This window comes from Streptomyces liliifuscus (assembly GCF_016598615.1).
In the GTDB taxonomy this organism is placed as follows: Bacteria; Actinomycetota; Actinomycetes; order Streptomycetales; family Streptomycetaceae; genus Streptomyces; species Streptomyces liliifuscus.
Genome location: NZ_CP066831.1, coordinates 7,831,916 through 7,844,877, shown reverse-complemented (window position 1 = coordinate 7,844,877; position 12,962 = coordinate 7,831,916). Strand labels below are relative to the sequence as shown.

General features: G+C 69.8%; 11 protein-coding genes and 1 riboswitch. Of the genes, 5 read left to right on the top strand and 6 right to left on the bottom strand.

Annotated features, from left to right (window positions below; translation table 11 throughout):
* The first annotated feature begins 4 nt into the window (after positions 1 to 4).
* From JEQ17_RS33740 to JEQ17_RS33725, 4 genes are all read left to right on the top strand, one after another.
* On the top strand, positions 5 to 1,498 hold the full coding sequence (locus tag JEQ17_RS33740; protein ID WP_234048807.1) for a sensor histidine kinase: 1,494 nt from the start codon (positions 5 to 7) through the stop codon (positions 1,496 to 1,498).
* Between the two features lie 46 nt (positions 1,499 to 1,544).
* Entirely contained in the window at positions 1,545 to 2,207 is a 663-nt protein-coding gene (locus JEQ17_RS33735; protein ID WP_200398778.1) for a response regulator transcription factor, read from the top strand.
* A 149-nt stretch (positions 2,208 to 2,356) separates the two neighbouring features.
* Positions 2,357 to 3,775 carry an SLC13 family permease gene (locus JEQ17_RS33730; protein ID WP_200398777.1) on the top strand — a complete coding sequence of 473 codons (1,419 nt, stop codon included), beginning with the start codon at positions 2,357 to 2,359 and terminating at the stop codon, positions 3,773 to 3,775.
* 46 nt (positions 3,776 to 3,821) lie between these two features.
* Positions 3,822 to 5,006 (top strand): glycerate kinase family protein, encoded by a 1,185-nt coding sequence (locus tag JEQ17_RS33725; RefSeq protein WP_200398776.1) that lies wholly within the window; start codon positions 3,822 to 3,824, stop codon positions 5,004 to 5,006.
* Positions 5,007 to 5,065: 59 nt separating this feature from the next.
* Here the strand turns inward: JEQ17_RS33725 and JEQ17_RS33720 are convergent, their stop codons facing one another.
* The 6 genes from JEQ17_RS33720 to ctaE form a co-directional block, all read right to left on the bottom strand.
* Positions 5,066 to 6,457, bottom strand: a complete 1,392-nt coding sequence (locus JEQ17_RS33720) for an aminotransferase class V-fold PLP-dependent enzyme (protein WP_234048476.1) — start codon at positions 6,455 to 6,457, stop codon at positions 5,066 to 5,068.
* A 162-nt stretch (positions 6,458 to 6,619) separates the two neighbouring features.
* Positions 6,620 to 6,736, bottom strand: a riboswitch (SAM riboswitch).
* A 173-nt stretch (positions 6,737 to 6,909) separates the two neighbouring features.
* Positions 6,910 to 7,974 carry an anthranilate phosphoribosyltransferase gene (gene trpD, locus JEQ17_RS33715; RefSeq protein WP_200398775.1) on the bottom strand — a complete coding sequence of 355 codons (1,065 nt, stop codon included), beginning with the start codon at positions 7,972 to 7,974 and terminating at the stop codon, positions 6,910 to 6,912.
* Between the two features lie 171 nt (positions 7,975 to 8,145).
* Positions 8,146 to 9,783: a cytochrome bc1 complex cytochrome b subunit gene (gene qcrB, locus JEQ17_RS33710; protein ID WP_200398774.1), complete on the bottom strand. Its 1,638-nt coding sequence runs from the start codon at positions 9,781 to 9,783 to the stop codon at positions 8,146 to 8,148.
* Positions 9,780 to 10,847: a cytochrome bc1 complex Rieske iron-sulfur subunit gene (qcrA, locus tag JEQ17_RS33705; protein ID WP_200398773.1), complete on the bottom strand. Its 1,068-nt coding sequence runs from the start codon at positions 10,845 to 10,847 to the stop codon at positions 9,780 to 9,782. The genes qcrB and qcrA overlap by 4 nt, the downstream gene beginning before the upstream one ends.
* Positions 10,844 to 11,653 (bottom strand): cytochrome bc1 complex diheme cytochrome c subunit, encoded by an 810-nt coding sequence (qcrC, locus tag JEQ17_RS33700; protein ID WP_200398772.1) that lies wholly within the window; start codon positions 11,651 to 11,653, stop codon positions 10,844 to 10,846. The genes qcrA and qcrC overlap by 4 nt, the downstream gene beginning before the upstream one ends.
* Positions 11,654 to 11,718: 65 nt before the next feature.
* Positions 11,719 to 12,339, bottom strand: coding sequence for an aa3-type cytochrome oxidase subunit III (ctaE, locus tag JEQ17_RS33695; protein WP_143637955.1), 621 nt, complete (start codon positions 12,337 to 12,339; stop codon positions 11,719 to 11,721).
* 188 nt (positions 12,340 to 12,527) lie between these two features.
* On the opposite strand from ctaE, the gene JEQ17_RS33690 reads away from it, so the two are divergent.
* Positions 12,528 to 12,929: a hypothetical protein gene (locus JEQ17_RS33690; RefSeq protein WP_200398771.1), complete on the top strand. Its 402-nt coding sequence runs from the start codon at positions 12,528 to 12,530 to the stop codon at positions 12,927 to 12,929.
* Positions 12,930 to 12,962: the final 33 nt, after the last annotated feature.

Here is a 12,962-nt window from a genome sequence, read left to right as displayed (position 1 = left end):
ACCCATGTCCGATTCCGGTCTCGATCCCGTTCCCGCGCGTCGGCGGATCTCGGCCCGGGTCCGCATCCTGCTCTGGCTGCTGCTCGTGATGGCCGTCGCGCTCGCCGCCGTGGCCACGACCACCCGTTCGATCCTCCTGCGGGACGTCGACTCCCGCGTCAGCGGTCTGCTCGCCCAGGAGGCGGGCGAGTTCGCGAACTTCGAGGAGCGGGGGGTGGACCCCTCGACCGGGGAGCGGTTCACCGAGCCGGGGCGGCTGCTCAAGGTCTTCCTGGAGCGCCAGTACGCCGATCCGGACGAGGAGCTGATGGGGCTGCTCGCGGGAGGTCCGGACGCGGCCCCTGCGAAGCTCGTCCAGGACCGTGAGATCCCCGCGGGACTGCCCCTGCACCAGGACGAGGCAGGCCGCCGGCAGATCTTCGGGTCCGCCGGGTCCACCGGCACGCTGCACCGCGCCGCAGGGGACGTCAGGTGGGCCAAGGTCGCCATCGCCCGCTCCGGCGGTGAACCGGAGGCCGCCTTCGTGGTCGCCTTCCATCCGGGGCGCGAGCACGACCGCGTGGACGAGGTGTTCCGCATCCTGCTCGCCATCTCCGGGGTCGCGCTCCTGATGACGACGGGGATCGGCTGGGTGGTGGCCGGACGGATCCTCAAGCCGGTACGTCTGGTGCGTACCGCCGCCGCGCAGCTCACCGAGCAGGACCTCACCCGGCGTATCCCGGTCCGCGGCCACGACGACATCGCCGCGCTCGCCGAGACCTTCAACGCGATGCTCGACCGCCTGGAGCGCGCCTTCGCGGCCCAGCGCGAGTTCGTCGACGACGCGGGCCACGAGCTGCGCACCCCGATCACCATCGTGCGCGGCCATCTGGAGCTGATGGGCGACGACCCGGCCGAGCGCGAGGAGACCGTCCGGCTGGTCACCGACGAGCTGGACCGGATGAGCCGCATCGTCGAGGACCTGCTGCTGCTCGCCAAGGCCGAGCGCCCGGACTTCGTCACGCCCGAGCCCGTGCAGCTCGCCGAACTCACCGCCGATGTCTTCGTCAAGGCCCGCACCCTCGGCGACCGTCACTGGGAACTGGCCGAAGTCGCCGACGGAGAAGCCCAGTTGGACCCGCAGCGCATCACCCAGGCAATGGTCCAGCTGGCCCAGAACGCCGTGCAGCACACCGTTCCCGGCCAGTCGATCCGGATCGGCTCACGCGTCATCGGTTCGCGTGTCGCCGGCGGCCGCATCGAGTTGTACGTCGCCGACTCGGGCCCCGGTGTGCAGCCGCAGGACGCCGAGGTGATCTTCGAGCGGTTCCGGCGCGGCACCTCCCGGCGCGGCACCCGGGGCAGCGGCGCGGGGCTCGGCCTGTCGATCGTGCGGGCCATCGCGGAGGGGCACCGGGGCGGGAAGGTCCGGCTGCGGCAGACCCCGGGCGGCGGGGCCACCTTCGTCGTCGTGCTCGACTCGGTGCCGGAGCCGCTCCTCGAGACGGACCGCGCATGAACGCCCGCACCGCCTGTACCACCCCTTCTGGAAAGGCCTGTTCGACATGAAGCGCATCCTGATCGTCGAGGACGAGGAGCGCATCGCCTCCTTCGTCGAGAAGGGCCTGCGCGCGGGCGGCTTCACCACGACCGTCGTCGCGGACGGCGACTCCGCCTACGAGTACGCGCTGACCGGCGGCTTCGACCTGGTGATCCTGGACATCGGACTGCCCGGCCGGGACGGGTTCACCGTGCTGCGCGAACTGCGCGAGGCCCGGGTGACGGTCCCCGTGATCGTGCTGACCGCCCGGGACTCCGTACGCGACACGGTGGCGGGTCTGGAGGGCGGCGCCGACGACTGGATGACCAAGCCGTTCCGTTTCGAGGAACTCCTCGCGCGGGTGCGGCTGCGGCTGCGTACGGCGGCGGGGGTCCCCGAGGTCACCGTGCTGCGCGGGGGTGACCTCACGCTCGATCTGCGTACGCGGCGGGCTCGTGCGGGTGAGCGGGTTGTTGACCTGACGGCCCGTGAGTTCGTGTTGCTGGAGCTGTTCCTGCGGCATCCCGGGCAGGTGCTGTCACGTGAGCAGATCCTGTCGCATGTGTGGGGGTACGACTTCGATCCGGGATCCAACATCGTTGATGTGTACGTGCGTTCGCTTCGGAAGAAGCTTGGGGTCGAGCGGGTGGAGACTGTGCGGGGGATGGGGTATCGGCTACCCGTGTGAGTGGTCTCCGTCTGGTCGGTCGTTGTTCGGCCGCGGGCCGGACGTGGCTGATCGCGCAGTTCCCCGCGCCCCTGACGGGGCCCTGTGCGTGAAGGTTCCCTCATGTGGGGCTCATTGGGGGCTCACGGGGTAGTTGAACTCTGGATGTCGTGAGTCTGAATCTCCGGCAAGCCGCCGTCCTCTGTGTGGCCCTGAGCCTCTGTGCCCTGCTGATCGTGCCCGGCAACTTTCCCGGGCTCGGTGGTGACGCGCGGCTGACGCTGGCCGTGTTCGCGCTGGCGACCTGTGCGTGGATCGGTACGCCCATCGACGACACGTACATCGCCCTGGGCGCGGGACTGGCTCTCACGGTGACCGGGGTGATCAGCAGCGAGACGCTCTTCGGCACGCTCGGGGACTCGACGGTCTGGCTGCTGATCTGCGCGTTCGTGCTGGCTGCCGCGGTGGCCCGGACGGGGCTCGCGGGGCGGGCGGCGGCCTTCCTGGTGGGCGGGGCGCGCAGCGTGAGGCAGTTGGTGCATCTGACGACGGCCGCGCTGGTCGTGACGGCCTTCGCGGTGCCCGCCACCTCCGGCCGGGCCGCGCTCGCGCTGCCCGTGTTCCTCGCGCTCGCCAAGGTGCTGGCCGACCGGAAGCGACTGGTCGTGATGCTGGCGCTGCTCTTTCCGACCGTGATCCTGCTGTCGGCGGTGGCGACCCTGATCGGTGCGGGTGCGCATCTGATCACGGTGTCGGTGCTGTGGGAGACGACCGGGGACCGTATCGACTTCACGCAGTGGCTGCTGCTCGGGCTGCCGTTGGCCGTGGCGTCCTCCCATCTCGCCGCGGAGACCGTGCTGTTGACGACGACGCGGCGCGCGGACCGCCGAACTCCCGTACGGATCACGGCCGATGACATCCAGCAGCACAGCGAGCAGCCCGTCACCGGCCCCTGGTCGCCCGCCGAGTCGCGCTGCGCGCTGCTGCTCGCCACGGTGGTCGCGCTGTGGTGCAGCGAGCCCCTCCACCAGGTGTCCCCCGCGGTCGTCGCCCTGATCGGCGCGGTCGTCGCGGCCTCGCCCGCGCTCGGAACCGTGGGCCTGAAGGACGCCCTGAAGACCGTTCCCTGGTCGCTGCTCCTCTTCATGGCCGCGACGATGGCGATGGGCGTCGCGCTCGCGGACTCGGGGGCGGCGGGATGGCTGGTGTCCGGGCTGCCGGGGGACATGGCCCCATGGCTGTTCCTCGCGCTCGTCGTCGCGGTGAGCACGGCCGCGCACCTGGTCCTGCAGTCCCGTTCGGCCCGGTCCTCCGTCTTCGTACCGCTGGTGGTCGCGGCGGCGGTGGGCGCGGGGGTCAACCCGGTCGCGGCAGCGCTGGCGTCCACCGCCGCCGCGGGCTTCTGCCACACGCTCCCGGCCTCGGCCAAGCCGGTCACGCTCTTCGCCGAGATACCCGGCACACCGACGTACACCCCGCGCGACCTGCTGCGCCTGTCCGCGGTCCTGGCCCCGCTGACGGCCGCGCTCGTCCTGCTCTTCGCCCTCACCGTGTGGCCGCTGCTCGGCGTACCGGTCCTGAAGCCCTGAAGCCGTCAAGCCGTCCTGGCCGCAAAGCCCTCAAGGAGCCCCTCTCATGCTGACCCGTTTCGCCGTCGCCCCCAGTGGCTTCAAGGAGTCCCTGTCCGCCCAGGCCGCCGCCGACGCCATCGCGGCGGGCGTACGCCGTGTCGTACCGGACGCCGAGGTCGACCTGATCCCGCTGGTGGACGGCGGCGAGGGGACGGCCCGGGCCCTCGCCTCGGCGACCGGGGGCCGGCTGGTCGCCCTGCCCGCCACCGGCCCGCTCGGCGAACCCGTGGGCACCCACTTCGCGCTGCTCGGATCCGGTGCCGGATCCGGCCTCGGCTCCGCCGACACGGCCGTCGTGGAGATGGCGGCGGTGGCCGGACTCTCCCTCGTCCCGCACGGCCTGCGTGACCCGGGCGCCACCACCACGTACGGCGTCGGCGAGCTGATCCGCGCCGCCCTGGACACGGGCGTACGCCGCATCCTCGTCGGCTGCGGCGATTCGGGCACGTCGGACGGGGGCGCCGGAGCCCTGCAGGCGCTCGGCGCCCGCCTGCTCGACGAGGACGGCTTCGAACTCCCCTACGGCGGCCGGGAGTTGACCCGCCTGCACCACATCGACCCGAAGGGCCTCGACCCCCGCCTGGCCCACACGGAACTGCTGGTCGCCTGCAACCCGTACAACGTGCTCTGCGGTGAGCGCGGCGTCGCGCGGGTCTTCGGTCCGCAGAAGGGCGCGACCCCCGCGCAGGTCGAGGAGCTGTCCGCGGGCCTGGAGAACTGGGCGTACGTCCTCACCCGGGACCTCCCGGTCACCTGCGACCTGTACGGCGGCCCGGGTACGGGTGCCTCCGGCGGCCTGGGCGCGGGGCTCGCCGCTCTCGGCGCCCGTCTCCTCCCCCGCTTCGAGGTGCTCCTCGACCATCTCGACCTGGACGCCCGCCTCGCCCGCGCCGACCTGGTCCTCACCGCGGAGGGCGCCCTGGACCACCAGACACCGCGCGGCAAGGTCCCGGCCGAGGTGGCCCGCCGCGCCAAGCTGAACGGACGCCCGGTCCTGGCCCTGGCGGGCACCCTCGGCGAGGGCGCCCACACGGTCCCGGGCGTGGACGCCTTCACCGGCATCCTGCCCGCCCCGATGGCCCTGGCCGAGGCCCTCCTACGAGCCTCCGAACTCCTCACCGACGCGACGGAGCGCGCCCTGCGGATGATCCTGCTGGGGGCGGGGCTGCCACGAGGGGCGGGGGTGTGAGCGCAGCCCCGGCGGGAACGGCGGACGCTCGGGGAGCCACCCGCCGGTCGAACCGGCGGTCACACCGCCGGGACGCAACGCCCTTCCACCGTGCGGTAGTTCCACTTCGCGCCGTCGCTCACGAGTTCCTTGACGGCACGAACGAACCGCTCGACGTGCTCGTCGGGCGTGCCCGCGCCGAAGCTCACGCGGATCGCGTTGAGGGACTTCTCGCCGGGCGCCGCCTCGGGGGCACCGCACTCGCCCTGGGTCTGCGGGTCGCTGCCGAGGAGGGTGCGGACGAGGGGGTGGGCGCAGAAGAGGCCGTCGCGGACCCCGATGCCGTACTCGGCGGACAGCGCGGCGGCGAAGTGCGAGCTGTTCCAGCCCTCGACGACGAAGGAGATGACACCGACACGGGGCGCGTCGTCGCCGAAGAGCGAGAGGACACGCACCTCGGGCACCTCGGCGAGACCGGCCCGGACGGTGTCGATGAGCTGCTGCTCCCGGGCGACCAGCGTGTCGAAGCCGGCCTCGGTGAGGGCCTTGCAGGCGGAGGCGATGGAGTAGGCGCCGATGACGTTGGGCGACCCGGCCTCGTGCCGTGCGGCGCTCTCGTGCCACTCGACGTCTACGCCGCCGTCCACCCGCCGCGAGACCTTCCTCGAGGCGCCCCCGCCCGCGAGGTACGGCTCGGCCTCGGTCAGCCAGTCGGCGCGTCCGGCGAGGACACCCGAGCCGAAGGGCGCGTACAGCTTGTGCCCGGAGAAGGCGACCCAGTCGACGTCCAACTCCCGTACGGACACGGGGTGGTGGGGCGCGAGCTGGGCGGCGTCCAGCACGATCCGGGCGCCGTGCGTGTGCGCGGCGGCGGCCAGTTCCCGTACGGGCCACAGCTCGCCGGTGACGTTCGACGCGCCCGTGACACACACCAGCGCCGGCCCGTGGGGGTCCCGCTCGGCGAGCGCCCGCTCCAGCGTGGCGACGGCCTCGCCCGGGGTGCGCGGGGCGTTGAGGTAGGTGACGCGGGCGTCCCGCCACGGGAGCAGCGACGCGTGGTGCTCGGTCTCGAAGACGAAGACCTGGCAGTCGGCGGGCAGGGCGGCGGCGAGGAGGTTGAGCGAGTCGGTGGTGGACCGGGTGAAGACGACCTGGTCGCCGTCACGGCAGTCGAGGAACTCCTCGACGGTCCTGCGGGCGTTCTCGAACAGGTCGGTGGACAGCTGGGAGAGGTACCCGGCCCCGCGGTGCACGCTCCCGTAGTACGGGGCGTACGCGGCCACGTCGTCCCACACCCGCTGCAGGGCAGGGGCGCTGGCGGCGTAGTCGAGCGCGGCGTAGGTGACCTCACCGCCGGTGACGAGCGGGACGGTGACGTCCCGTCCCAGCACGGGCAGCGACGCGGAGGTGTCGCAGCAGACGGCCTGGTCGGTGGCAGCGGCAGCGGTGGGGGCAGTGGTGGAAACAGACATGGCGAACTCCTGTGAGGCAGGCGGGAACACCACGCGAGCTGATGGAGCTCAAGCGTGGGTGAAGGTGAAAAGGGGTGTGCGGAGGCGGGGCTCTACGCCCTATCGCATTCGCTTGCTCACAGAAGGCTCCCTCGGACGACCAGGACCCCTGGTGATGCGAGGGGTCCGCGCTTGCCGTAGACCTCACTGCCTACGGCCTGGTCTTCACCCGGGGCACCCCGCCACGGACGGAGGGTTGCCGGACAGTCGGCCGGGGCCTGATGACTGTCGCTCATGACCTGCCTGCATCTTGCCACACGATCACCCGGACGCAACCCGGCCGTCCGGATACCGGGACGACGGGGAGGCGCCCCTAAAAGGGGCGCGGGGAACTGCGCGATCTTTTAGGGGCGCGGGGAACTGCGCGACCAGCCCCCGCCGGCCCGCACCCGACAAACACACGCGGCCGGCGGCTACGCGTTCGTCGCCGCCACCCATCGCTCCAGCGTCGCCTTCGCCGCCCCGGAGTCGATCGCGGCCGCGGCCTTCACCATCCCCGCCCGGAGCTGGTCCGCGAGCGGCCCGTCCCCCGGCGTCAGTGCCACCAGCGCCGCGGCCGAGTTCAGCAGCACGGCGTCCCGTACGGGCCCGGTCTCCCCGTTCAGCAGCCGCCGGGCCACATCCGCGTTGTACGAGGCGTCGGCCCCCCGCAACGCCTCCACGGGCACCAGCTCGATCCCCACGTCACGCGGATCGAACGACTCCTCGCGCACCTTTCCGTCCCGTACGACCCACACCCGGGACGTGGCGGTCGTCGTCAGCTCGTCCAGGCCGTCGTCGCCGCGGAAGACGAGCGAGGAGTTGCCGCGCTCGGCGAACACACCGGCCATGATCGGCGCCATCCGGGGATCGGCACACCCGACGGCCTGCGCCTTCACCTTCGCCGGATTGGTCAGCGGACCGAGCGCGTTGAAGACCGTACGGATCCCCAACTGCCCACGCGCGGCACCCGCGTAGCGCATCGCGGGGTGGAACTTCGCCGCGAAGCAGAAGGTGATCCCGGCCGTCTCGGCGACCTGGGCCACCCGGTGTGTCGGCAGCTCCAGATTGACCCCGAGCTTCTCCAGCACGTCGGACGCCCCGGAGGCCGAGGAGGCCGCCCGGTTGCCGTGCTTGACGACCTTGGCGCCCGTACCGGCGATGACGATCGCCGACATGGTGGAGATGTTGACGGTCTTCGCCCCGTCGCCGCCCGTACCGACGATGTCGACGGTCTCCCCCGGCACCTCGATCACGTTCGCGTGCTCGTACATCGCCCGGACGAACCCGACGATCTCCTCGACGGTCTCGCCCTTGGCCCGCAGCGCCACCACGAAGCCGGCGATCTGTGCGTCGGTCGCCTCGCCCCGCATGATCAGATCCATCGCCCAGGCGGTGTCGGCAGCGCTCAGGTCGTGTCCGTCCAGCAGGCCGTTCAGCAGGGCGGGCCAGGAACGGACCGCCGCGGTGTCGCCTCCTGCGGGGGTCACAGCGCTCATATGCCGCTCCTGGGTCGTCCGTCCCACGATGGGGACGCCTGTGGGATGTGGGATTTTTCCCGTGGCCCGTAGCTCGTACGGGACCGGGTCCACCCTATCCAGCCCCGGGGACGGCAAAGAGCCCCGTCCGGGCAATGGACGGGGCTCCTGCCGTGGCGAACAGGTAGAAGATCAGTGGTGGCCGTGGCCGCTCGTGATCTCCTTGTACTCCTCAGCGGTGGGCTTCGGGATCTGGTTGTCCTCCCCGAAGTACGCGTTGCTGAGCTTCGCCCGCAGCTTCTGCGGGCCCTTCACCTTGCGCTCGACACCGTTCTCGTCGACCGCCGGGCCGATCGCGGCCGGCTCGTACTGCTCGTGCGCCGTGAGGGTGTGCAGAGCCTCCTGGCTGAGGGGCTCGTGGACCTCGATGAACTCACCGTGCGGCAGGCGCTTGATGATGCCCGACTCGCGGCCGTGCAGCACCTTGTCCTTGTCGCGGCGCTGGAGGCCGAGACAGATCCGCTTGGTGACGACGAACGCGAGGACCGGTCCGACGAAGAACCCGATCCGGACGAACCAGGTGACCGAGTTGATCGACAGATGGAAGTGGGTCGCGACGATGTCGTTGCCACCGCCGATCAGCATGATCATGTACGCGGTCACCCAGGCCACACCGAAGGCCGTACGGGTCGGCGCGTTGCGCGGCCGGTCCAGGATGTGGTGCTCGCTCTTGTCCCCGGTGATCCAGGACTCGATGAACGGATAGAGCGCGAGGATGCCGAGGAAGAGACCGAAGAGCACCAGCGGGATGAACACACCCAGGACGAGTGTGTGACCCCAGAGGTTGATCTCCCAGCCGGGCATCGCGCGGATCAGACCCTCGGCGAAGCCCATGTACCAGTCCGGCTGGGCGCCCGTGGACACCTGGTCGGGCCGGTACGGTCCCAGCACCCAGATCGGGTTGATGGACGCGACCGCGGCCAGCATCGCGATGAAGCCGAAGACCAGGAAGAAGAAGCCTCCGGCCTTGGCCATGTAAACCGGCAGCAGCGGCATGCCGACGACGTTCTTGTTGGTCTTTCCGGGACCCGCGAACTGCGTGTGCTTGTGGTAGAAGACCAGGATCAGGTGGCCGACCACGAGCCCGAGCATGATGCCGGGCAGCAGCAGGATGTGGATCGAGTAGAACCGCGAGACGAATTCGCCGCCCGGGAACTCCCCGCCGAACAGGAAGAACGAGATGTACGTTCCGACGATCGGCGTGGCCAGGATCGCGCCCTGGGTAAAGCGGACACCCGTACCGGAGAGCAGGTCGTCCGGGAGCGAGTAGCCGGTGAACCCGGTGAACATGCCGAGGACGAACAGCAGGAAGCCGAACATCCAGTTGATCTCACGCGGCTTGCGGAACGCGCCGGTGAAGAACACGCGCATCATGTGCACGAACATGCCGGCCAGGAAGACGATGGCCGCCCAGTGGTGGATCTGCCGGATGAGCAGACCGCCGCGGACGTCGAAGCTGATGTCCAGCGTGGAGGCGAAGGCCTCCGACATCAGCTGCCCCTGCAGCGGGACGTAGCTTCCGTGGTACTCGATCTCGTTCATCGAGGGGTGGAAGAACAGCGTCAGATACACACCCGTGAGGATGATGATGATGAAGCTGTAGAGGCAGATCTCGCCCAGCATGAAGGACCAGTGGTCCGGGAAGATCTTGCGCATGTTGGCCTTGGCCAGGGAGTAGATCCCCAGCCGGCCGTCGGCCCAGTCGGCGATCTTCTCGCCGGCCGGCGCCTTCTCGCGCGAGCGCGAGTCGGTGGTGGTCGTAGTGCTCATCCGCGCTCCCAGAATGCAGGACCGACGGGCTCATCGAAGTCGCCGAGCGCCTCGAGGTAACCCTCGTCGTTCACGCCGATGCGCAGCTGCGGCAGGGCGTGACCGGCCGGGCCGAAGATAACTCGGGCACCGTCGGCGAGGTCGAAGGTGGACTGGTGGCACGGGCACAGAACGTGGTGCGTCTGCTGCTCGTACAGGGAGATCGGGCAACCGACATGGGTGCAGATCTTCGAGTACGCCACGATGCCCTCGTGGGACCACTCGAGCTCACGCTTGTCCTTGATGTTGTCCGGCTGCAGCCGGACGATCATCAGGGCCGCCTTGGCGATCTCGGTCTGGAACTCGTGGTCGTGCTCCTCCAGGCCCTCGGGCTTGGCGAAGGTGAGCGAGCCCACGGCGACGTCGGAGGGACGCAGCGGCTCGTTCGTGTTCATGTTGACGAGCTGCAGTCCCTTGCGCCACATCGTGTGCCGCAGCTTGTCCTCCGGCAGCGGACCGAGGTCGCGCAGCAGGACGATGCCGGACAGCGGGAACAGGGTCAGCGCGCCGAACATCGTGTTGCGGATCAGCTTGCGGCGACCGAGCGCGGACTCCTTGGCACCCTGCTTGAAGTCGGCCAGCACCTTGGCCTTGACCTCGGGCTCCGCCGCGATGGCGTGGCGCTCGTCGGTCATCTCCTCGTCGGACATCAGGGTGCGGGCCCAGTGGACCGCGCCCGCGCCGATGCAGAACAGCGCCAGACCGAGCGTCATGCCCAGGGCGAAGTTCAGTCCGCTGATGTGACCGAGCGGGAAGATGTAGACGATCTTGTCGGCGGGGATCGTCACGAACGCCGCGATGAAGCCGACCGTGGCCAGCATCGACAGCGTGAACAGGAGGGCGACCGTGCGCTCGGAGCGCTTGGCGGCCCGCTCGTCGATGTCCTGGATCCGGTGCTCGTGCGGCGGCAGACCGGGATCCGCGAACGGGTGCTTCTCGTCCGCGACACTCACGGCGCCGTGCGCGTGCTCGTCGTCGGCCCGCTCGGCGGGCAGGTTCTCTTCTGGGGTCTCTTGGCTACTCATGACTTCTTGGCCTTTGCGGTCCGGGCGGCGACCCACACGGCGACGGCGATCAGTCCGCCGAGACCGAAGACCCAGCCGAAGAGTCCTTCACTGACCGGCCCGAGGCCGCCCAGCTCCAGACCACCGGGGCTCTCCGAGTCGTCGCTGTTGACCGCGTCGAGGTACGCGATGATGTCCTGCTTGTTCTTCTCCGTCAGCGTGGTGTCGGGGAAGGACGGCATGTTCTGCGGGCCTGTCTGCATGGCCTCGTAGATGTGCTTCGGGTCGACATCCTCCAGCGTCGGGGCGTACTTGCCGTTCGTCAGCGCGCCGCCCTTGCCGGTGAAGTTGTGGCACTGGGCGCAGTTCGTACGGAAGAGCTCACCGCCCTTGGCGATGTCGGCGCCCTCGGGGTTGTACTGGGCCTCGGTGGGCACCGTCGGACCCGCACCCAGCGAGGCGATGAACGCCGCGAGCTGGTCGATCTCGGCCTGCGAGTAGATGACCTTCTTCTTCGGAATCTGCGCGCCGGGCTGCTGGGCCGGCATGCGGCCGGTGCCGACCTGGAAGTCGACGGCCGCGGCGCCCACACCGACGAGACTCGGACCGTCAGTGGTGCCCTGACCGCCGGTGCCGTGGCAGCTGGCGCAGCCGACGGCGTAGAGCTTCTTGCCCTCGTCGATTGCTAGGGACTGGGCGGTTGTACCGGCCTGCGCCTCGTCCGCGGGCGCGAACGCGGTATACAGCCCCCCGGTGCATGCCAGCGCGAGGAGTAGGACGACGAGCGCCGCCAGCGGATGGCGTCGTCGTGCGGAGAGCTTTTTCACGGATTACCCCGGTGTCAGGATCTTCTGCGTCGATGCTTCTGGAATGTGCTCGGGAACGGGCCCGGCTACTTGATCATGTAGATCGTGGCGAAGAGGCCGATCCAGACGACATCGACGAAGTGCCAGTAGTAGGACACGACGATGGCGGCGGTCGCCTGCTCATGCGTGAACCTGCGGGCGGCGTAGGTGCGCCCGAGGACCAGCAGGAAGGCGATGAGACCACCCGTCACGTGCAGGCCGTGGAAGCCGGTGGTCAGGTAGAACACCGAGCCGTACGGGTCGGAGGAGAGCGAGAGGCCCGCGTCCTTGACCAGTTCGGTGTACTCGAGGACCTGACCGCCGATGAAGATCGCACCCATGATGAAGGTGACGATGAACCACATCCGGAGCTTCTTCACGTCCCCGCGCTCGGCGGCGAAGACGCCGAGCTGGCAGGTGAGGGAGGAGAGCACCAGGATCGTGGTGTTCGTCGCCGAGAACGGGAAGTTGAGATGTTCCGCCATCTCCTTCCAGTGATCCGGCCCGGTCACCGATCGCAGGGTGAAGTACATCGCGAAGAGGGCCGCGAAGAACATCAGCTCGGAACTCAGCCAGATGATCGTTCCGACGCTGGTGAGGTTCGGCCGATTGACCGACGGGTGCGCGTGCCCGGTTTCTACTGTCGTTGCTGTCGCCACGACCGACATTATGTCGGTCGCTTATCTCGCCCTCACTCCCGGGGGTGCCGTTCGGAGTGTCTGTGGGGTGTGTCCAGCCCATATGGCCCATCGAAGCCCTGTCCGAACCGCTGTTGACCATGTGTTCAAGGGAGTAGCATCCGCGCATCGGACCATGTCCGTATCTGTCTCTACGACGCTGACGTCCCGGAGGAAGAATGCAGCCGACCGCAACGGTGCTGGTCTACAGCGACGACTCCAACACCCGTGAGCAGGTGCGGCTCGCCACCGGCCGGAGGCCGGCGGCGGACGTTCCTCAGGTCGAGTTCATCGAGTGCGCGACGCCTGCCGCCGTCATCAAGGAGCTGGACCGCGGTGGCATCGATGTGTGCGTGCTCGACGGCGAGGCCGTTCCCGCGGGCGGGATGGGGATCTGCCGGCAGATCAAGGACGAGATCTTCAACTGTCCGCCGGTGTTGTTGCTGATCGGGCGGCCTCAGGACGCGTGGCTGGCCACGTGGAGCCGGGCCGACGCCGCGGTGACCCTGCCGGTGGAGCCGGTGGAGTTCGCCTCTGCGCTGGCGGGGTTGCTTCGCAGCAGGCGGGCCTTGAGCGCCTGAGCACCCCGCGGGGGGTGTGGTGTGGCGACTGCG